Source organism: Desulfosporosinus sp. FKB, assembly GCF_002196705.1.
Lineage (GTDB): Bacteria > Bacillota > Desulfitobacteriia > Desulfitobacteriales > Desulfitobacteriaceae > Desulfosporosinus.
Window position 1 is genome coordinate 236476 of the sequence record NZ_NADJ01000040.1, and the last position, 18899, is coordinate 255374.

Annotated in this window: 17 protein-coding genes; 7 read left to right on the top strand and 10 right to left on the bottom strand. The window is 40.8% G+C overall.

Annotation, left to right across the window (positions count from 1 at the left end; all coding sequences use genetic code 11):
- Positions 1-250 precede the first annotated feature (250 nt).
- From B5Y67_RS22675 to B5Y67_RS22690, 5 genes are all read left to right on the top strand, one after another.
- Positions 251-2173: a sigma 54-interacting transcriptional regulator gene (locus B5Y67_RS22675; RefSeq protein ID WP_088228653.1), complete on the top strand. Its 1923-nt coding sequence runs from the start codon at positions 251-253 to the stop codon at positions 2171-2173.
- A gap of 316 nt (positions 2174-2489) precedes the next feature.
- Positions 2490-2672 carry a hypothetical protein gene (locus B5Y67_RS25075; protein WP_140419140.1) on the top strand — a complete coding sequence of 61 codons (183 nt, stop codon included), beginning with the start codon at positions 2490-2492 and terminating at the stop codon, positions 2670-2672.
- A gap of 204 nt (positions 2673-2876) precedes the next feature.
- Positions 2877-4157: an ATP-grasp domain-containing protein gene (locus B5Y67_RS22680; RefSeq protein WP_088228654.1), complete on the top strand. Its 1281-nt coding sequence runs from the start codon at positions 2877-2879 to the stop codon at positions 4155-4157.
- 4 nt (positions 4158-4161) lie between these two features.
- A complete protein-coding gene (locus tag B5Y67_RS22685; RefSeq protein WP_088228655.1) occupies positions 4162-4455 on the top strand; it encodes a hypothetical protein in 294 nt (97 codons plus the stop codon).
- Between the two features lie 106 nt (positions 4456-4561).
- Positions 4562-5458: a CoA-binding protein gene (locus tag B5Y67_RS22690; RefSeq protein WP_088228656.1), complete on the top strand. Its 897-nt coding sequence runs from the start codon at positions 4562-4564 to the stop codon at positions 5456-5458.
- A gap of 140 nt (positions 5459-5598) precedes the next feature.
- On the opposite strand, the gene B5Y67_RS22695 is transcribed toward B5Y67_RS22690, so the two are convergent.
- The 4 genes from B5Y67_RS22695 to B5Y67_RS22710 all read right to left on the bottom strand — a co-directional run bounded on the left by B5Y67_RS22695 (position 5599) and on the right by B5Y67_RS22710 (position 9874).
- A complete protein-coding gene (locus B5Y67_RS22695) occupies positions 5599-7671 on the bottom strand; it encodes a hypothetical protein (protein ID WP_088228657.1) in 2073 nt (690 codons plus the stop codon).
- A gap of 432 nt (positions 7672-8103) precedes the next feature.
- The gene (locus B5Y67_RS22700; protein WP_088228658.1) at positions 8104-8571 is read right to left on the bottom strand and encodes a VOC family protein; all 468 of its coding nucleotides are present in this window, start codon (positions 8569-8571) and stop codon (positions 8104-8106) included.
- A 29-nt stretch (positions 8572-8600) separates the two neighbouring features.
- Entirely contained in the window at positions 8601-9497 is an 897-nt protein-coding gene (locus tag B5Y67_RS22705; protein ID WP_170932779.1) for a slipin family protein, read from the bottom strand.
- Entirely contained in the window at positions 9494-9874 is a 381-nt protein-coding gene (locus B5Y67_RS22710; protein WP_088228659.1) for a GntR family transcriptional regulator, read from the bottom strand. Before B5Y67_RS22710 ends, B5Y67_RS22705 begins: the two co-directional genes overlap by 4 nt.
- Before the next feature lie 319 nt (positions 9875-10193).
- On the opposite strand from B5Y67_RS22710, the gene larA reads away from it, so the two are divergent.
- Positions 10194-11471 carry a nickel-dependent lactate racemase gene (gene larA / locus B5Y67_RS22715; RefSeq protein ID WP_242976088.1) on the top strand — a complete coding sequence of 426 codons (1278 nt, stop codon included), beginning with the start codon at positions 10194-10196 and terminating at the stop codon, positions 11469-11471.
- Positions 11472-11684: 213 nt separating this feature from the next.
- On the top strand, positions 11685-13106 hold the full coding sequence (locus B5Y67_RS22720; protein ID WP_088228661.1) for a sodium:solute symporter family protein: 1422 nt from the start codon (positions 11685-11687) through the stop codon (positions 13104-13106).
- Between the two features lie 299 nt (positions 13107-13405).
- Here B5Y67_RS22720 and B5Y67_RS22725 read toward each other — a convergent pair whose 3' ends face one another.
- The 6 genes from B5Y67_RS22725 to B5Y67_RS22750 all read right to left on the bottom strand — a co-directional run bounded on the left by B5Y67_RS22725 (position 13406) and on the right by B5Y67_RS22750 (position 18681).
- Positions 13406-14578 (bottom strand): iron-containing alcohol dehydrogenase, encoded by a 1173-nt coding sequence (locus B5Y67_RS22725; RefSeq protein WP_088228662.1) that lies wholly within the window; start codon positions 14576-14578, stop codon positions 13406-13408.
- A gap of 93 nt (positions 14579-14671) precedes the next feature.
- A complete protein-coding gene (locus B5Y67_RS22730; RefSeq protein WP_088228663.1) occupies positions 14672-15805 on the bottom strand; it encodes an ATP-binding protein in 1134 nt (377 codons plus the stop codon).
- Positions 15753-16442: a response regulator transcription factor gene (locus B5Y67_RS22735; RefSeq protein WP_088228664.1), complete on the bottom strand. Its 690-nt coding sequence runs from the start codon at positions 16440-16442 to the stop codon at positions 15753-15755. The genes B5Y67_RS22730 and B5Y67_RS22735 overlap by 53 nt, the downstream gene beginning before the upstream one ends.
- Before the next feature lie 71 nt (positions 16443-16513).
- Positions 16514-17131 (bottom strand): TlpA disulfide reductase family protein, encoded by a 618-nt coding sequence (locus B5Y67_RS22740; protein WP_088228665.1) that lies wholly within the window; start codon positions 17129-17131, stop codon positions 16514-16516.
- A gap of 15 nt (positions 17132-17146) precedes the next feature.
- The gene (locus B5Y67_RS22745) at positions 17147-17878 is read right to left on the bottom strand and encodes a cytochrome c biogenesis protein CcdA (protein WP_088228666.1); all 732 of its coding nucleotides are present in this window, start codon (positions 17876-17878) and stop codon (positions 17147-17149) included.
- Between the two features lie 149 nt (positions 17879-18027).
- Positions 18028-18681, bottom strand: a complete 654-nt coding sequence (locus B5Y67_RS22750) for a hypothetical protein (protein WP_170932780.1) — start codon at positions 18679-18681, stop codon at positions 18028-18030.
- Between the last annotated feature and the right edge of the window lie 218 nt (positions 18682-18899).

Here is an 18899-nt window from a genome sequence, read left to right on the forward strand (position 1 = left end):
GAAAAATTAATTATTGAAAAAAAATTATAGATATGTTACTTTCAATTCATATCTATTTTTATGGAAAAATTTTTTTATCTACTATGGAACTTGGGTTATAGCCCATAACATGAGTAGAAAATCAATTTATTATTCATATAATGAAACAACGTATCATAATGAGAAACATATGCATTTGCGACTATCTAAGATGATGAAATGCCCCTCTGGAGCTGTTCTTACCTGGCTAATCTTATCTGGGAGGGATTGTATGGACAATAAACGTGATTTGGATCAACTCAATCTTGCCCTAATTGCTAGTTATCCAAAACTATCTGAGGTCTTTGAAAAAACAGCAAAACGCGAAGACATAAAGTATGTCAATTTATGTGCTGCCTTCGAGGAAGCTGCAAATCTTGCGAAGGAAATTGAACCTAAAGTAGATGCAATTTTGAGTCGAGGAGGTACTGCCGAGTATATTAGACAAGTGGTAGATATCCCTGTTATTTCCATTCCAATTACCCAGTTTAATATCGTTCGGTCTATGTATCAAGTTCCCAAAGAAGTAACTGACATCGCTTTTTTCAACTATGGTCGAAACATATATGGCATACGAGATATTGAAGCAATGTTCAACAAAACTCTTCATGAATATATATATTTGAATAGACAAGATATTATAAAGGCAGTAAGCGATGTTAAAAAGCGTGGTCTAAAAGTAATTATCGGCGGCAATGTTGCCGTCCAGTTAGCTCAAGAAGAAGGTTTAGAGGGAATTGAGGTATGTTCCGGCGAAGAAACTGTTTATCGTTCAATCCTTGAAACAAAACACATCGTTCAAGTGCATCGACTTGTCAGAAACCAAGCCATCCGCTTAAATGCAGTCTTGAATTCCATAGCTGAAGGGATTATTGTCACAGATGAACAAAATCGAATTGTCACCTTCAACCCCTCAGCAGAACGGATTTTCCGTTTGCCTAAAGAAGATGCCCTCGGAAAACAGGTTTTAGATATCGTTCCCAATACCGGAATTCCTAATGTCTATAGGAATGGCGAACCGGAAATCGCTTACCTCCAAAAGATCAATGGAGGGATAATAACGGCTACTCGCCAACCCATTTTTCTCGATGACAAGCCGGTCGGTGTCGTAAGTACATTTCAAGATGTTACAAAAGTCCAGAACTTAGAGCAACAAATTCGCAAGCGGATTTATCACAAAGGGTTTATAGCCAAGCATCATTTCGAAGATATTCTGACGAACAACTCCAACATGCTTGAACTTAAAGAAATGGCTGCTTTGTATGCGACCACCCATTCTTCTGTCCTGATCGAAGGCGAATCCGGAACCGGTAAGGAACTATTCGCTCAGAGTATTCATAATTCAAGCCAACGTGCCAGTGGGCCTTTTATTGCCGTGAATTGTGCCGCTATTCCTGAGCATCTACTGGAAAGTGAATTATTTGGTTATGAAGGCGGCGCCTTTACAGGCGCTAAAAAGGAAGGGAAACAGGGGTTATTTGAACTGGCTCACAACGGCACAATATTCTTGGACGAAATCGGCGAAATACCGAAATCATTGCAAGCCAGGTTATTGAGAGTCTTGCAGGAAAAAGAAATCATGCACATCGGCGGCGATAAAATTATACCTGTTGATATTCGAATAATCAGTGCCACGAATAAAAACCTCGAAGAAAAGGTCAAGCAGGAGGAATTTCGCAATGATTTATATTATCGTTTGAAGGTTTTCGGAATAAAACTCCCCCCCTTAAGAGAGCGCAAAGAAGATATCCCCTTACTAACGGGAGTTTTCTTCCGGAAATTCAGCAAAGAACTCGATGCCAAAACCGAAAACGAGTTGTTGCCATTATTGCTTGAATATACTTGGCCCGGAAATATCAGGGAACTGCGTAATGTGATCGAACAGTTATCGTTATTAGTTGATCATTTTAAAACTATACCCAGCTGGATTGGAATATTAAACAAAGTATTAAATAAAGAGATCAGGAAAGACAACAAATCACTTTCATTACAAGTCAATCTTGAAAATGGCCTTAAAGATGCCTTAGACCAAGCCGAAAAACAAATTCTAGATTCGATGTTAGCACAGTATGAAAATGACCGAAATCTAGTAGCCCAAAAATTAGGTATTGGGCGTACCACTCTATGGAGAAAACGTAACGGATTAAAAGACTAGTAATCATTTGTTCCAAAGATGAAATGATAAATTTCATCTTCGGAACATCTCTTTTTATTGCGGGCATTAATCAGATCATTTCAAACCAGCTGGATCTCCCCGGAAATTATTATTTCTAATGAAACTGTGACTAATAATTAAGCCACAACCCACAAATATCAAGGGATTGTAAGCAACCCTATTGGGGCAAATGACCTCAATAGGGTTTTTCTCGGGGAATCCCTCTAAGCATTGGCATCATAATTGCAACTCTTAAGCAGCAATCATTTAAATGAGTTATTCTCTTACGAATGCCCCAGAAGGAGGGATAAAGAAAATGAACTTCGATGGTTTCTGTCTTCAATGTCAATGTGCTAGTTGTGCGGACAGGGGTACCTGTGAAATCCTTCATCCAAGTACTGAAGATTTTTGCATGTATTATTGTCAAGGCGGTGAATTTTCGGTCATCTCATGTGTCCACTACAAAGAAAAGGCAGCGAGTCCACCTCCAAAAGAATAATAGTATTTCCACTCTTTAAAACGGCGTTTTGTTTTTGCGTCAATAACCATTATTACTATGATAAATGTTACTAGGCAGTTTTCAAAGAACATTTTGTTCAAAGATTTCATGAAAGGTCCAGTATGTCCAGTTATTTAACAGTCAAGGGTATTGGTATCTGTAAATAAGAAACAAATCAAAATTTTACGTTTTGGAGGAGAAATTATGGCAAGATTTTTAGAGTATCAAGGTAAGGAATGGCTTTCTAAAGCCGGTATACCTGTTCCCAAAGGCCGTTCAGCTGCTACGCCCGAAGAGGCAAAGCAAGTTGCTGAATGGATCGGCGGCCCTGTTGCCGTTAAAGGTCAGGTCCAGGCAGGAGGACGCGGCAAAGCAGGGATCGTAAAATTGGTGAATACTCCGGAAGAAGCAGCAAGTGCAGCTGCCGAAATTTTGGCTAAGACGGTCAAAGGATTACCGGTGCGTCAGGTACTTGTTGAAGAAAAACTTGATATCAAAAAGGAATTTTACGTCTCACTCGTGATTAATGGGGCAAGAGAAGCTCGATCTCCCATGGTCATGTTTAGTACCGAGGGCGGCATGGATATTGAAAGTGTACCCGAAGACAAGATTATCAAAATGTTTGTCAACCCAGTAAACGGACTGCAAACCTATGATGGAGTTGATTTAGCGAGTCAAGCGGGAATACCGGCCAAAGACTTGAGTAAATTTGCTTCCTTCTTTGCCAAACTTTCGCAAACGTATAAAAAGTACGATTGTCAGACTCTCGAAATTAATCCTTTAATTATGACAGGAAACGGTGAACTTATTTGCGCTGATTGCAAGATGGAAATCGACAATAGTTCAGTTAGCCGGCACCCGGAATTCGGGATTAAGATTGCCCGGGATCTTCCCGGAGAACCGACGGAACTTGATTATATTGGCTGGAGTATCGAAGAGACGGATGCCCGGGGAACAGGATTTCTAATGAATATGGGATATGACGAAGTTAGTCCTTACCATATCGGTTATCATCCCATTGGAGGCGGTTCTGCCATGATGGGTCTTGATGTCTTAAATCAAGTTGGCTTAAAACCTGCGAACTATGCCGATACCAGCGGAAACCCCGTAGGTTCTAAGATTTACCGGGTGGCAAAATGCGTTCTCTCGCAGCCAAATATTGACGGTTATCTCCTTGGAGGCTTCATGATGGCCAATCAGGAGCAGTGGCATCATGCTCATGCTATTGTCAAAGTTCTCCGCGAGATTCTGCCGCTCCAAAAACCAGGTCTTCCCTGTGTTCTTCTTCTCTGCGGTAATCGGGAAGACGAGTCCTTGGAAATCCTCAGGACCGGCCTAGCAGATTTAATGACCCCGGATGGGCCTGGAAAGAGAATTGAAATTTACGGAAAAGAACACGTTACGGATACGAAATTTATCGGGGAACGACTCTTAGCCTTAAGCCAGGAATACCGAGCAGAGAAAGATGCAAGGAAGGTAGGATAAAATCATGATGGAATTTTCAGAGAAAAGCTGTACGATTAAAATTGACACCGATAAGTGCCCAAGTTGTGAAACAAAGGCCTGTGCAGAAGCTTGTAAGAAATTTGCCAGAGGTATCTTAGAAATTGATGCTGAAGGCAGGGCCTCTGTCGGCCAGCGGAGTCAAGAAGAGATTTTGCGGCTGGGTACGGAATGCTTGGCCTGTGAGTTTGCCTGTCACTTTAAAGGCAAGGACGCAATTCGAATTGAGATTCCGATTAATGGATTCGATGAATATCTTCAAAAGCGTCAGCAGGCCTAAGTGAACTCGTTCAGCTAAAGCTGAACATCAGGGCTTAAAAACTGGATAAAGCTGATCTAAAATATCAGACTTTGTGATAAGATTTTATGAAAATGAGGGATAGAATATGGGCATTTTGATAAGTAAAGATACGAAAGTCATTGTCCAAGGGATTACCGGACGTGAAGGATCAGTTCGTACAAAATATATGAAAGAGTATGGAACTAAACTGATTGGCGGAACAAGCCCCGGCAAGGCGGGTGAAGAGATCCATGGCGTTCCCGTCTATAACACGGTCAAAGAGATTGCGCGTGAACACGGGGAGATAGACTTCAGCGTACTCTTTGTCCCGGGAAGAGGGCTGAAAACCGCTGTTATGGAGGCGGCAGATGCTGGAGTTAAATACATCATTCCTTGTGTTGAGGGAACGCCAATTCACGATATAATGGAAATGATTGCTTACGCTCAAATGAAGGGTTCGCGGGTCATTGGACCGGGGTCTATCGGAATTATTACTCCTGGAGAGGCGGTTGTCGGTTGGCTCGGAGGCAACGTCGACTGGGCTAATAAATTTTTCCAACGGGGCAATATTGGAGTATTTTCCCGCAGCGGAGGACAGTCAGGGACGATTCCCTGGGTCTTACGGGAAGGCGGTTTTGGCGTAAGTACCGTGGTGCATACCGGTACGGAACCGGTACTTGGAACATCCATGGCAGATCTTCTTCCTTACTTTGAAGCTGATCCAGAAACAGCAGGGGTTGCTGTCTATGCTGAAATTGGGGGATCACAAGAAGAGGAATGTGCTGAAGTAATCGCCTCAGGCCAGTTTACTAAGCCCTTCGTTATCTATGTTGCCGGCGCCTGGGCTCCAGAGGGACAGCGCTTTTCTCACGCTTCCAATATTGTCGAGCGTGGACGGGGTTCGGCCAAAAGCAAAATAGATGCGATTACAAAAGCAGGCGGCTATGTTGCTGAAACTCCAACGGATATTCCTAAAATCTTATGGGAGAAGATTAAGTCATAATACAATCCTTATCCTTAAATCTTCGAAAAATTAATCACGAGTTAAATTTCTAATTTGTCTAAGCCTTAAATAGTTACTCTCATCAGAGATGATGGGAGTTTTTTTATCCAATTTCCTACCTTTCGCTAGGCGAAAAATATTTATTGAAACATAGGAACAACCGTTACTGTAGTCTTTGTTGAAACCCCGCTAGCCGAATCCTTTGCAGTTATCACTAAAGAAGGAATAGAGAGAAGATCATAATTTGTTTTCGGGGTTAAAGTAAGTAAACCGTTGTTCCATGTTATTTTACATTCCGCACAATCGCTTTCAAATACAATCCCCTGAGCGAGGGGAGAATTTGTAATATCGTTTCCATATTGATCTGTTACAATATAGGTTAAATATCCAACTCCGTCAGTAGGTGAAATGCCTGTCCTAGGAGCAATACTAATTTTCGCGATTTTGGAGCTTTCAGCTTCGCTTGAGGATCCAGGTTCAGCTATTTTTAAGGTTGAGCTTGTCTTTTCACCCGTTACTTTATCAGTAAGCGTGATCGAAATAGGTTTATCCATGTCGGAAGCAGAATTATAGTGGATTGCACCTATTCCCACTAATGGATTGAAGGTTATTGATGCACCGAGAGAATTCGTGACCTCTAGCTGAGAAACAGGAATAGCTTCAGTGATTTCCAAGTTGTTATTTGTTAGTAACCTGTAATGAAATATGGCAGTCTTATCTCCTGCTTTCGTTAATGATCCTGAAGCAAAAGCAATTTGCTCAATCTTCTTATCAATATCTTGTTTCCAAGAGTGTATATGCCCTAAATTTTCGGAGACGTCCACACCTGTGAGTTTGTCTTGCAATTTAAGGATTATATCTTTGTTCGTATTATAGGAATCATATCGAAAGTTACATGATCCTGTAACGGGATCCAAACTTATTATAGAATTCACAGATGAACTCAAAGCAATTTGAGAAGACGGAATTTTACTAGTAATATCTTGGCCATATTTATTAAATATCTGATATTGTAATTGATCTGTTAAGAGAAAGGAGATTTGAGCAACTGATAAATCATTATCATCTACTGTTGTTTTATTCTGCGCCTCCAACTGCGCTTCTGATTTGCATAAATTGAGCGAAGCTGTTGCCCCAACATCTGTCTTATATAAGAGCTTGACCATGACACTTTTATCCGTGTCCGTGAAATTATAATTTATTGTTCCTGTACCTGTTAAAGGATCCAAAGTGACATCAGCTTTTGTCGATCCTATCCAGGCAGTCGCAGTAATATCAGTGGCGGGAATTTGATTTGTAATCGTTGCATAACCGTTATCTAGGATCTTGTAACTAAAAGTCGCTGTTTTATCATCAGTTTTCAGAGCATTATTCGAAGGAAACAATACTTTTGCTGGTTTGACAGCATCTTCATCCTGGTCTGTTTCCTCGATATCATTGGGATTTAAAACAGCCGTTGTTCCCGTCAGCTGATCAACCAATGTAATAATTAACGGTTTATCGCTGTCAGACGAGCTATCAGTTATTGTTCCGGTCTCTGTTAATGGGTCCAATGTTATTTTTGAACCGGATGATGATGTTGCGGTAATCTGATCATCAGGGATTGAATTAGTAATATCGATACCGTATTGATTTAATGCCTGGTAGGTAAATGTGTAAGAATCTTCACCTGTTTTCTTCAAAGTAGTTGTCGTAAAAATTATTTGAGAGAGCTGATGGTCATTATTCTCAGCTTTCAAAAGTTCAGCAAGATCAGAAGCTTCGGCAGCGCTGTTATCATTGATGCCTTCAATTACAGCAAATTGGGAGGCTACCCGAGTTATGCTGTCACCTAAGGCAAATGTTATCGTCTTCTTAGGATCGGCCTGAGAATTAAGGGAAATTTCGCCCGTTTGACTCGCAGGGTCCAGAGTAATTGTTCCGTCCTTTAAAGCGGTAATTATTTGCGAGGCCGGTATCTGCTGAGTAATTACTACTCCGTATTTATTATCTATTTCGTATTTAAAGGTGAAATGAGTTTTATCTTTTTGTACCACATTAACAATTTCAATAGAGGCAACTACGTGATCCTCTCTAGCTTGGGCTTGGGCTTGAGCTTGAGCTTCGACTTCTGATGCACCTAATTGCCTAGACTCCCCCGCAAAAGCCGATGTTGAGTACAATAACGAAAATAACAGTATCGGGAGAAAAATTAATATTCTGATTTTTTTCATGGTTATACCTCTACCTCCGCATTATTATTACGTATACTTAGGACATCAACTTATTCCAAGATGATATTCTTCTGTATTGTCGGATAGCAAATAGTTAATCTAATTCGTATCATATGAACGGAATTCTCCCTCCCTTCTATTGGGCAATCCATTAATCCGGTCCCATAATATAGAGTGTTTGACATAGTTAAGAGGTTACATAGAAATTTATTAGAAATTTATTAAATTTTTATTAACATTTATAATGATATCAGTTACCATTAAACTTCATCATTTAACTCGAATACAGAATCTGTCACTTACTAATATTTATTTCGACCCAAAGCAAATAATTTCCTTCTCGAAAATATAATTATGAAAATAAGGAAATTTAATCCATATGCTCAGAATTAATAAGAGGACGCCGAAGCGTCCTCTAAATGGTAAAATTTCTTACAAGCTTTGCTTACATTTTTCCACAAATTCAATAGGATGTTGGATGATTTTAGAAGTTTCTTCAATCGAATAGCCCTTAGCAAGATAACGTCTGGCAATAACCGCCATAGACTCACCGATTTCAATCATGTGATAGTCAGGATCATATATACGAACTACTCTTTGCTGCCATTCATGTTTCTTCGGCAGATGAACGTATTCAATTGACTCATAAGCACTAAGCTTTACAATAAACTCCTCAAAATCCTCAACCTCAAAATACAATTCCATATTATTAGATTTTTTAATAACTGATCCTGACGATAAGTTTGTCAACCAGGCAAAATCCTCTTGAATAGCGAAACCGCCGCTAAAGGTTACATTTTTGCCCAAATCAAGAACAACTTCTTGATCAAATAGGTCTTTATAAAACTGTTTAGACTTTTCAACGTTCTTTACAGCTAGAAGAGCCAACTTAAACTCCATCCCTAACACTCCTGACCTTTAATCTGATTTTAATCATTCTCAGACGGTGGATATTTTGTCATTGATGTGAGTCCAGTAATTGTTCCTAAGCCCATCGTCTCAACTGCGGTACTTGGTACGACCACCAAAGCTCCTTTTTCTTTAAGTCCCTCATAGAGCATGTTCATAGCCCTAAGATGCATTGCGACAGGGTTATTCTCATAAGCTTTTGCAGCTTCCGCAAATTTGGCAGCGATTTCTGTTTCTGCTGTTCCTAAAATAACCCTTGCTTTACGTTCCCGTTCAGCCTGAGCTTCTCGAGACATTGCATCCTGCAGATTTTTAGGAATAATGACGTCGCGGATTTCTACCGACTGGACCGAAACTCCCCAGGGTTCAGTACGAAGGTCAATTATCCTCCGCAATTCTTCATCAATATTCTCCCTACCAGCTAACATTTCGGCAAGTTGAGTCTTGCCTATAATATCCCGAAGAGCTGTTTGAGCCGCCCAGGTTACTGCATCTTTGTAGTTTTCCACTTCTAAGGCGGCTTTTTCCGCATCCCATACCATCCAGAAAAGTACGGCATCAACATCAACTGGAACTGTATCCTTAGTCAAGGTTTGTTCGGCATTAAAAGTAGTCGTTATTATTCTTTGATCAACCCAGCTCGAGACGGAGTCAATTACTGGAATAATAAAAAACAGTCCTGGTCCAGACAATTTATGAAACTTACCCAATCTTAAGACTACAGCTTTTTCCCACTGACTGGAAATTTTTATCGCAGACGAAACCAGAGCACCTAAGAAAAAAGAACTAACAACAAACAGTGGCATCTCAAAAATGATACCCGTTATTAAACCAAATCCAAAAATAATAATAAACAAAGCAATGGCAAGCGGAGGTACTCTAAAGGACAAAAAACTGCCAAAATTTAAATCTTTCAAACGTCTCCACTCCTCTTCATTTTTTTCTCAATGGCATTCAGTAATTCCGTCGGGGAAAAACCTAGGGCGGAAGCCTTAATGATAAAATCATCCATTAGTTCATTCAGGCTACTCTCCTTTATCGTGGTATCGATTTTTGGATGATCCTTAACAAATGTTCCTTTGCCTTGTTTTGTAGACAGTACCCCCTCGCTTTCTAACTCTAAATAAACCCGGGAAACCGTATTGGGATTAATTTTTAACTGCACTGCAAGTTGACGGACAGTAGGCAACTGTGAACCTGCGAGAAATTGACCAGTCGCAATAGCAAGTTTTATTGCCTCTTTAAGCTGAATATAGATTGGGATTCGGCTATCAGAATTTAGTTTGAATGTCATCTAAAACCTCCTTTCAGCTTCTATTGTACTAATATATTAGTACATTTATATAACCTTGTCAAAGTACTTTTATTTTTGGTTTTCGTTACTTTAGGCTCATATATTTATGGTCTATGTCCGGTGGTGCATTCATGTAACTCGATATTTATACGAATTATACTTCAAGAGTGAAAAAAGTATGAGATATGGTTTAATTCAGAACAAACCTGTTGTATAATAGCAATAATACTCGTTAATTATTATATGATCATTCGATAATTGAATTGATCTTAATCTATACACCCTATGGGGTGTTATGTTTTTAGGAGGTATTAAAACGTTGCATAGCTACAGACTTAAATATGGTGAGACAGGAATTGAGGTTCAACTTCCGGAGGAAAATTTGATTAAGATTCTTAAAACACAGGAACTAACCCCAGTTCATAATATTGATCTAGAAGTTAATAACTTGCTGGAACAGCCAATAGGCTCTAAGCCCTTTAATGAGCTCTTCCAGGCAGGAGATAAGGTAACCATTGTTGTAAGTGACATCACTCGTCTTATTCGGCTCTCACAATATTTGCCTCCTGTTGTTGATCGACTTAACCAACAGGGAATTCCCGACAAAGATATTGTTGTCCTCGTGGCTACCGGAACTCATCGAGGAGGAACACCGGAGGAAAAGAAGCGAATTATTGGTGAAAACTTATTCAAGCGATTAGATGTTATTGATCACGATTGTGATCATTCAGAGATGGTGTATGTTGGAACGACCTCCCGCGGAACTGAGGTAGAAGTAAATAAACTGGTCATCGACCGGAAGGTCATTTTAACCGGCGGAATTGTCCACCATTTGATGGCAGGCTTTGGCGGAGGCCGCAAATCTGTTGTTCCCGGAGTATCAAGCCGCAAAACCATTGCTCAGAATCATTTGCATTCTCTTGACCCTGAAGCAGAACAATCCAATCCGCTTATCGGAGTAGGAGCTGTTCTCAATAATCCCTTGCACTTAGATATGGTTGAATGCACAGAGTTTGTAAATCCTGATTTTCTTATCAATTCTATTATTGATACTAATGGAGATATCGCCAAGCTTGTCGGAGGGCATTGGCTTACCGCTTGGGAAGAAGGATGCCGATGGGCAGACGAAAAGTTTGGAGTTCCAATCCCTGAACTAGCGGATTTAGTCATTGCCAGCTGCGGAGGATTTCCTAAGGACATCTCTCTTTATCAATCAACGAAGTCATTATTCAATGCAGCTCTGGCCGTTAAACCAGGAGGAACTATTCTCTTGCTTGCTGAATGCCGCGAAGGAGCTGGAGCCGACGAGTTCTTTAGCTGGAGTAATCCTTTAAAAAATGGTTGTCTTGATCCCGAACTGCGCAGGAATTTCACCATACCAGGTTATATCTTCTATGCTGCTGTTGAATCTACCCGTAAGGCTAAAGTAATTCTCTATTCTTCAATTGCCCCCGAGCTTGTGGAACCCATGGGAATCCTTGGGACCAACTCTCTGGATGAGGCCTTTAAACTAGCTGATATTGCAAACCCGAAGTCTAAAACAATTATCATGCCTTATGGCGGAAGCACCATCCCCTTAATTGATTCAAACGGTTAAAGTCACCTAATTTAAGGTGCTGTGGAAACAAACCACAAACGGGTTTAAAGCTTTCGATCAAGGCTTGAAACTTTATCCGGTTTTTAAAACCCCCGCTTCTATAAGTGGGGGTGGGTTCTTCGTTAACTTCAGGTGAGGTAGAGTCCCCATGGTAAAGCCCCGATGTTCCGCTTAAGCTGAACGAGTTCACTAAGATAAAGGAGGATGGTAGGAATGAACGTGCCCATGATTATTGTAGCACTCTATATCGTTGCTTTGTTTGCGATTAGTGCTTATGCTCGTAAACTTGCCGCAAAGGGGAAGGACGGTTATTTACTGGCAGGACGTCAGTTGACAACTCTTCTTGTGGCTGTATCAATTACCGGTCTCGCCATTGGGGGAGCATCAACGATTGGTGTTTCTGAACAAGCTTACTCAGTGGGGTTAGCTGCAGGTTGGTACAATGTTGCTTGGGGACTAGGTGCTATTATTATGGGATTTGTAGCAGCAGGACATTATCGCAGGCTTAATATTACTACAGTTCCCGAAATGTTTGAGCGCTTTTATGATGCTAAAGGCAGAGTTATTAGTGTAGCGAGCCAAATCACCATTCAGCTCGTCATCACTTCACTTCAATACCTTGCCGGAGGAGCGATTCTTGCCTCCATGTTACCCTCAGTCTTCACCCTGAAAAGTGGTATGGTTATGAGTGCCGTAGTGTTTATCGGCATCACCTTTGTTGGCGGAATGTGGTCTGCAGGGTTAGCAAATATTTTAAATGTACTCCTCATCTATATCGGAATTACAGTCGCTGCGATTTTTACCGTAATTAGTCAAGGAGGAATCCATCAGATTGCCCTAAAACTTCCCCAAAGTGTTCCCTATTTTCATCCGGTTGCAGGCCTGGGTTGGGGTATCATTGTTGGCTGGCTTGCTGTAATGATTACCATGGGGATGTCAACCCAAAGTATCGTCCAAATCTCTTGTGGAGCTAAGGATATAAAGACTGCTCGCCGAGGCTTTGTCATCGGTGGAATGCTGATGATTCCAATTGGCTTTTTATCCGCGCTTATTGGAATGGCTGCCAGAGTTGCCTATCCTTCGATGAGTGCTACTTTAGCGATGCCTAAAATTATTATGAGTTTAAACCCTCTTCTCGCTGGGATTACTCTTGCAGCATTATGGGCGGCCGATGTGTCGACGGCAGGAAGCTTGTTGCTTGGTTCGGCAACCTTGTTCTCCCAGGATATCTATAAACGTTTTATCAACCCCAATGTCAGCGAAAAACAATATGCACTGATCACTAAAGCATCGGTCATCATCCTTGGGCTCTTAACCTTTTTCTTAGCCATGAATGTGGCAGGGATATTAAAAACCCTCATGGTTGGTCTTAGCCTGACAACAGCCTTCACTGTGGTCTTCTTATTTACTATTTTTGCCCCAGGGCTTGCACGTAAGAATTCAGCTTTCTTTACTACCTTAGTTGGAGTCTTAGTCATTGTCCTGTGGCAGCTGGTTCCTGCCATTCGTGTTGTTTCCAATGTCATTTATTTTGAATGGATTGCCTGTGTCGGTACGTATTTATTTACGGCCATCATCGATTCCAAGTCGGCAAATATAAACCCAGAATCCTTAGTGTCAACTTCAGAAATGTAGCATTAAAAGACTTATTGAAGTGGAGGTCTTAAAAATTGGATAAACCTAAGCAGACCGGCAGAAAACTGTCGGACTGTTTAGGTAAAAAGGGTACTATCACTAAATCAAATAGGTGACAGTACCCTTACTCAATTTTTGAGGAACTTACTAACCCTCACCGGCCTAAACCTTTGCAATCAAAAAGGAGCAACTCCAATTATTGTAATGATTATTCTTTTACTCTTAATACTCAAATGGTCAAACATTAAGAAAAGTTACTACTTAATAAAAATTTAAGCAATTCTTATCGAACCTCAGAACTAAATAACAACGTCATAACCGTAATAAGCTGCCTTATATACTTGAATCAAATCTTCGACGCTAGGCTTACGTGGATTAGTTCCAGTACATGGATCTTCCAAAGCGGCCTTAGCATAGGTTTCTGCGTTTTCCAAGAAAGAATTTTCGTCCATACCTAGTTCCTTAAGACTTGCCGGTATTCCAAGTGAAGTATTTAAATTTTTAATAGCTGCGACTAATGAACTGACCAATGCCTCATTAGAAGAACCGGGTAATCCTAAATATTTGGCGATTTGTGCATAGCGCTGACCGGCAACCTTAGAATTGTACTGGATTACAGCGGGCATTAGGATCGTATTACAACGTCCATGGGTAGTATTAATTGTCGAGATTTTATGAGACAAGCTGTGGTCTATGCCTAAGATTGCATTGGAAAATGACATGCCGGCATAGTTTTGGGCGATATGCATTTTGGTTCTGGCTGTGATATCCGATCCATCTCTAAATGCTTTGGGAAGCCACTCAAAGATTGTCTTAATAGACTCTAGAGCTAAGGTATCAGTATAGTCATTAGCCATAGTTGAAACGTACGCTTCTAGTGAATGAGACAAGGCATCAACTCCGGTATCAGCAGTAACATTAGGGGGCATGGAAAGGCAAATTTCCGGGTCTAAGATTGCAATATCCGGAGTGATTTCATAGGAAGCCAAAGGATGTTTAATCCCGCCCTGTTCAGTAATTACTGCTACGCAGGTTACTTCTGTTCCCGTACCGCTGGTAGAGGGAATAGCTACAAATCTGGCCTTATTTCTGAGTGGTGGAATACTAAACGGTGCCTTGATATCTTCAAATCTCTTATCGGGATATTCATAAAATACCCACATAGCTTTAGCGGCATCAATTGCGGAGCATCCGCCTAAGCCCAGAATTAAATCGGGAGCAAACTCTTTCATTTTCTCTGCGCCGCGATAAACAGTCTCAACAGAGGGATCGCCCTCAACTCCGTCAAAGATTGTATAGTCGATATTTGATTCTTTGAGATATCCTGTTACCTTATCCAGTACTCCATTTGCTCTCATTGAATTTTTGCCCATGCATATAAATGCCTTTGAACCCTGAACTTGCTTTAGGTACTCTAAGGTACCTGCACCGAACACTACATCTCTTGGCACTCTGAACCATTTTAAATCCAATGTTCTCTCTCCTTCACAATAATCCTTTTCTAATCGGCTGTCTCTATTCGCCGCCAAAAAAGACTATGTGTCGCTGCTTAAATTTAGAACCGCCTATTTCTCCTTTTCTTGATTTGCTAATTGAACTGTAAACCAGAAAGAATGTTCATCTTCCCTCGAAATCAATCCGACCTCTCCCCGGTGTTGGTTAATAATTTCTTTAACAATCGCCAGCCCAAGGCCCACTCCTCCTGTCTTGCGATTACGTGCGGAGTCCAAACGGTAAAAACGCTCAAACACCTGATCCGCTTTGTTTTCAGGAATGGGTTGACCCAAATTGGTCACCACCACTTTATAAACAGAGTTCACTGGTTTTCCAGCGATTTTCACCCAGCCGCCCCGATCATATTTCAGAACATTTTTCAGCAGATTGGCGATAACCTGTTTAAGGCCCTCTTTATTTCCTAAAATATTGGCAGCTTGGATATTCGCTTCTACTTTTATTTGCCGATGATCCAATTCAAGTTCAAAACTTTTTAACGCAGAGGCAATTACATCTTCTACAGGAATTATCTGCAGTTCATTCCAGCCCAGTCTTTTGGATTCCCAAATATTTAATTGATGAAGTTCTTCCACCAAGCCGGTCAAATGCAGTGCTTCCTCATGCAATGAATGGTATAGTTCCTGGTTTCCCTGAATCACACCGGTGTCTAAGGCTTCCAGATATCCTGTCAGGTTAGTAAGAGGCGTCCTCAGTTCATGAGCTATGTCACTCACCATTTTCTTTCGAAGTTCCTCTGTCTGCTGCAGCTTGACGGCTAAATGATTAAAATCAGAAATAAGACGGCCTATTTCATCATCCGCCGAAATCTCTTGACAAGGATAAAACTCCCCTCTGGCCATCTTTTGAGCACATACTCCCAAGTTCTGTAATGGTAAGATTAACTTTCGCACCAGAAAATAGTAAAGGATACAAGCGACGATAACTGCCAAAATAATTGCCCGGATTAAATAAAATTGCATAGTCTGGTCAAACAAACTACCTGATGCTCCGCCCATAACTTGATATTGCTTAGTCAGCAAACAGGCAAAATCCTTTACAGAAACGCCTGCCAGCCAAATAACAATAGCAATTACAAGCAAATTAATCAGAATTAACTTAAGCAGAAAACTCCTTCGCCAAAAAAACAAGCCCTTAGTAGGCAACAAAACGATACCCCATTCCCCTGACCGTTTCAATGATTTCATGGTTACCATCATATCTGAGTTTTTCTCGCAATTTGCCGACATGCACATCGACCGTTCTTTCTGTAACGATTTTTTCCTGATGAGGATAAAGTTCGTCGACAATTTGTTCTCTGGTTAAGATCTGGTCGGGATGACTCATAAGAAAATACAATAAGCGAAATTCATGGTGCGTCAAAACAAGGGATTCTCCCTTGTAATGGATTTCTCCCTTTAACGGTTTTAGAGTAAGTCCTCTGTAAGTTACTTTCCTGCAGTTCTGAGCGGTTCGCCGCAAAACGACCTCGACTCTTGTCACCAATTCTTGTGGGCTGAAGGGCTTTGTGACATAATCATCCGCGCCCATTTTTAAGCCCTGAATACGTTCAGCCTCTTCAACTTTGGCTGTTAACATAATAATTGGCACAGTGCTTCTCAAGTCTGTTCGGATCATTGTACAAACTTCTTCTCCGCTCAACTTGGGCAACATAAGATCGAGAATCAGCATACAGGGATCAAATTGTTTAAATATTTTCAAAGCCTCTTCTCCATTTTCTGCTTCCAAGGCTTCATACCCTTCTCTTTCCAAGTATACTTTGACCAGTTGGCGGATTTTAGCATCGTCTTCGACAATGAGTACAGATTTCCCCTTTGGTGTCATGAACACGCCTCCATCCGTTCAGCAATAAATCTTAACCACATATCCATCTTCACAGCCTAAAAACGACTGCCTTATTTTATGGTACCCAACATTTCTTGCATAGACTCATTGGTCATAGGTCCAACAATTTTATCACGGATTATCCCCTGAGAATCCAGGATAAAGCTGGCAGGAATTGACGATATATTATATAACCGAGCAGCATCTCCGCTTTTATCCAGTAGTACCGGGAATGTAATACCATCTGCCTTCATAAATGTGGTAACCTCTGCCTGACTCTTTTCTGCTGTAGTTAAATTGACGGCCAGAATTTCAACCCCCGTATTTTTATTCTTGGCATAATAGTTTTCCATTTCCGGCATCTCCAAGCGGCAGGGGGGACACCAACTTGCCCAGAAGTTGACAATGACCTTCTTTCCTCTCAAGCTGGAGAGTTTCACGGTTTCTCCATTGACACTCTGCAGTTCAAAATCCGGTGCCAGGTTCCCATTTTCCAGGCCGACAGTCAACGACTGTCCTTGATCTGTATTTGTTGACGCTCCCGCAGAAGTTGAAGCAGGCTTTGAGTTCTGTACACTGGCTGAATTGGCCGCTGGTGAATCCGGACTCTTACTCTTATTCCCCCCCACATCATACATCCCCCAAATCACTAATCCAATCAAAACTACAATCGCTAAATATTTTTTCATTGCTCAATCTTCCTTTCAACTAATAGGTAAAATAATAGGTAAAAAAGCTAAAGCTGTCAGCCAGGCACTAATCTTTTGCAGCTGATCTGTATATAACAATAGACCCATACCAATGAGAATCCAGCCGTTAATTATGGAAAGCAGACCTAAACTCCGATTAACTTTTTTTACCAGCCGTAAAGAATATGTAATAATCACTGAAATCGCCAGAAAGGGAATGCCTAAACCCAACGAATAAACAAAAAGCATCATCATCCCACTATAAACGGTCTTGGCAGATCCAGCCAAAAGGAGAATCGAAGATAAGGCTAAACCAACACAAGGGGTCCAACCAGCTCCAAATGACATACCCAAAATAAAAGAACGCCAAATATTTCTTTCTCCTGTTTGTTTAGCTTCCCAGCGTTTTTCCCTCATCAGAAAACGCAGCTTTAGGATTCCCGCCATTTGCAATCCAAAGATGATAATCAGGAGTCCGCTTATTTTTTGAATAATATCCCGGTTATGGCTGAAGATCTGTCCCAGGGCGCTGGCTGAAGCCCCCATCATCACAAAGATTATACTAAATCCCAGAATAAAACTGAGCGAACGGGCCAGCAACAATCCCTTGGATACCTCTATCTTATTATTTCCAAGTGTTGAACCGGTAAGATTAGCGACATAAGCTGGAATCAGCGGAAATACACAGGGCGATAAAAACGATAACATCCCTGCCGTAAAAGCAAATAGCACTGAAACATTCTCCACAGAACTTCACCCCCATGCTGGTATTTATATGAAGTAACATTTTCTAATCCTAAGATAAGTTACTGAGTCATTAAGATCAATTGTATTTCTTTAAAATAACTATACTCTACAATAACTACACTTTACAAAGATCGTCCCTTAATAATCATCTAGTTTAAAGAAGGCCTTTTTCTCTCAACAACCCAATCAATACTAAGACAAAGTATAGCGACGCTTAAATAGAGAATTTGCTCTTGAGAAAACCCCCGCCAATAATTATGGTTGAGCGGGTTCAAAAATTGAATAAACACTTGCCCCAGACTAAACCATAATAGACCCTGATTTAGCTGCTCAGGTTTGCCGATTGTCCTGCTCCTCCGAAATATTAGCAAAAGAATAAGTAAAGAAATGACAAGTTCGCTCCCATGAACCCGTGCCATTTGTCTAAGCAAAACCAAATCCAGCAAAGCATACATTGCTGTAGCAGCCAAAAAACCTATACTTAATAAATCCCCGTAAACCCAAATTGAATCGTGTTCCTTCTGCGCACGAAAAGCAATATAGATGCTCGCAATTGCCACCGCCAACCAGAATCCATGCTCCCCTCCCGAAAAATAGAGTAAAGCTAGAGGGTTGGTGATAACAGTTATCGGTTCGAAAAGAATCAAGCTAAATTTCCATATTACAAGTGCAATAATTAGACTGTTTTCAATAGTGTCGATCATCCGTTGAACCGGATACTCATCTCTAGGCAAACGGTTTCTTATAACAAGATAACCCACGAATATGGAAAAACTGATAATTAGCCATTGAGTTTCCATCATTTCCCCTCCTTGGTCATGAATCGAGCGCGGCTTTTATATGAATAAGCATCTTATGGATAAACTATACCATCCAATTTTAAAGATTGTATAAAGATTGAGAAACGAGAAAAGCAACCGAAGTCTAGTTAAAACTCGGTTGCTTTAGTTATTTAAGTTCTAAATCTGACAGAGAAAATAAAATCTTTAATTTGTAGCTTTCACTAATTTTCCTACCGTTG

Coding starts and splice junctions, on each gene's coding strand:
- B5Y67_RS22675 (WP_088228653.1), top strand. CDS start 251: ATGGACAATAAACGTGATTTGGATCAACTCAATCTTGCCCTAATTGCT.
- B5Y67_RS25075 (WP_140419140.1), top strand. CDS start 2,490: ATGAACTTCGATGGTTTCTGTCTTCAATGTCAATGTGCTAGTTGTGCG.
- B5Y67_RS22680 (WP_088228654.1), top strand. CDS start 2,877: ATGGCAAGATTTTTAGAGTATCAAGGTAAGGAATGGCTTTCTAAAGCC.
- B5Y67_RS22685 (WP_088228655.1), top strand. CDS start 4,162: ATGATGGAATTTTCAGAGAAAAGCTGTACGATTAAAATTGACACCGAT.
- B5Y67_RS22690 (WP_088228656.1), top strand. CDS start 4,562: ATGGGCATTTTGATAAGTAAAGATACGAAAGTCATTGTCCAAGGGATT.
- B5Y67_RS22695 (WP_088228657.1), bottom strand. CDS start 7,671: ATGAAAAAAATCAGAATATTAATTTTTCTCCCGATACTGTTATTTTCG.
- B5Y67_RS22700 (WP_088228658.1), bottom strand. CDS start 8,571: ATGGAGTTTAAGTTGGCTCTTCTAGCTGTAAAGAACGTTGAAAAGTCT.
- B5Y67_RS22710 (WP_088228659.1), bottom strand. CDS start 9,874: ATGACATTCAAACTAAATTCTGATAGCCGAATCCCAATCTATATTCAG.
- B5Y67_RS22720 (WP_088228661.1), top strand. CDS start 11,685: ATGAACGTGCCCATGATTATTGTAGCACTCTATATCGTTGCTTTGTTT.
- B5Y67_RS22730 (WP_088228663.1), bottom strand. CDS start 15,805: ATGAAATCATTGAAACGGTCAGGGGAATGGGGTATCGTTTTGTTGCCT.
- B5Y67_RS22735 (WP_088228664.1), bottom strand. CDS start 16,442: ATGACACCAAAGGGGAAATCTGTACTCATTGTCGAAGACGATGCTAAA.
- B5Y67_RS22740 (WP_088228665.1), bottom strand. CDS start 17,131: ATGAAAAAATATTTAGCGATTGTAGTTTTGATTGGATTAGTGATTTGG.
- B5Y67_RS22750 (WP_170932780.1), bottom strand. CDS start 18,681: ATGATGGAAACTCAATGGCTAATTATCAGTTTTTCCATATTCGTGGGT.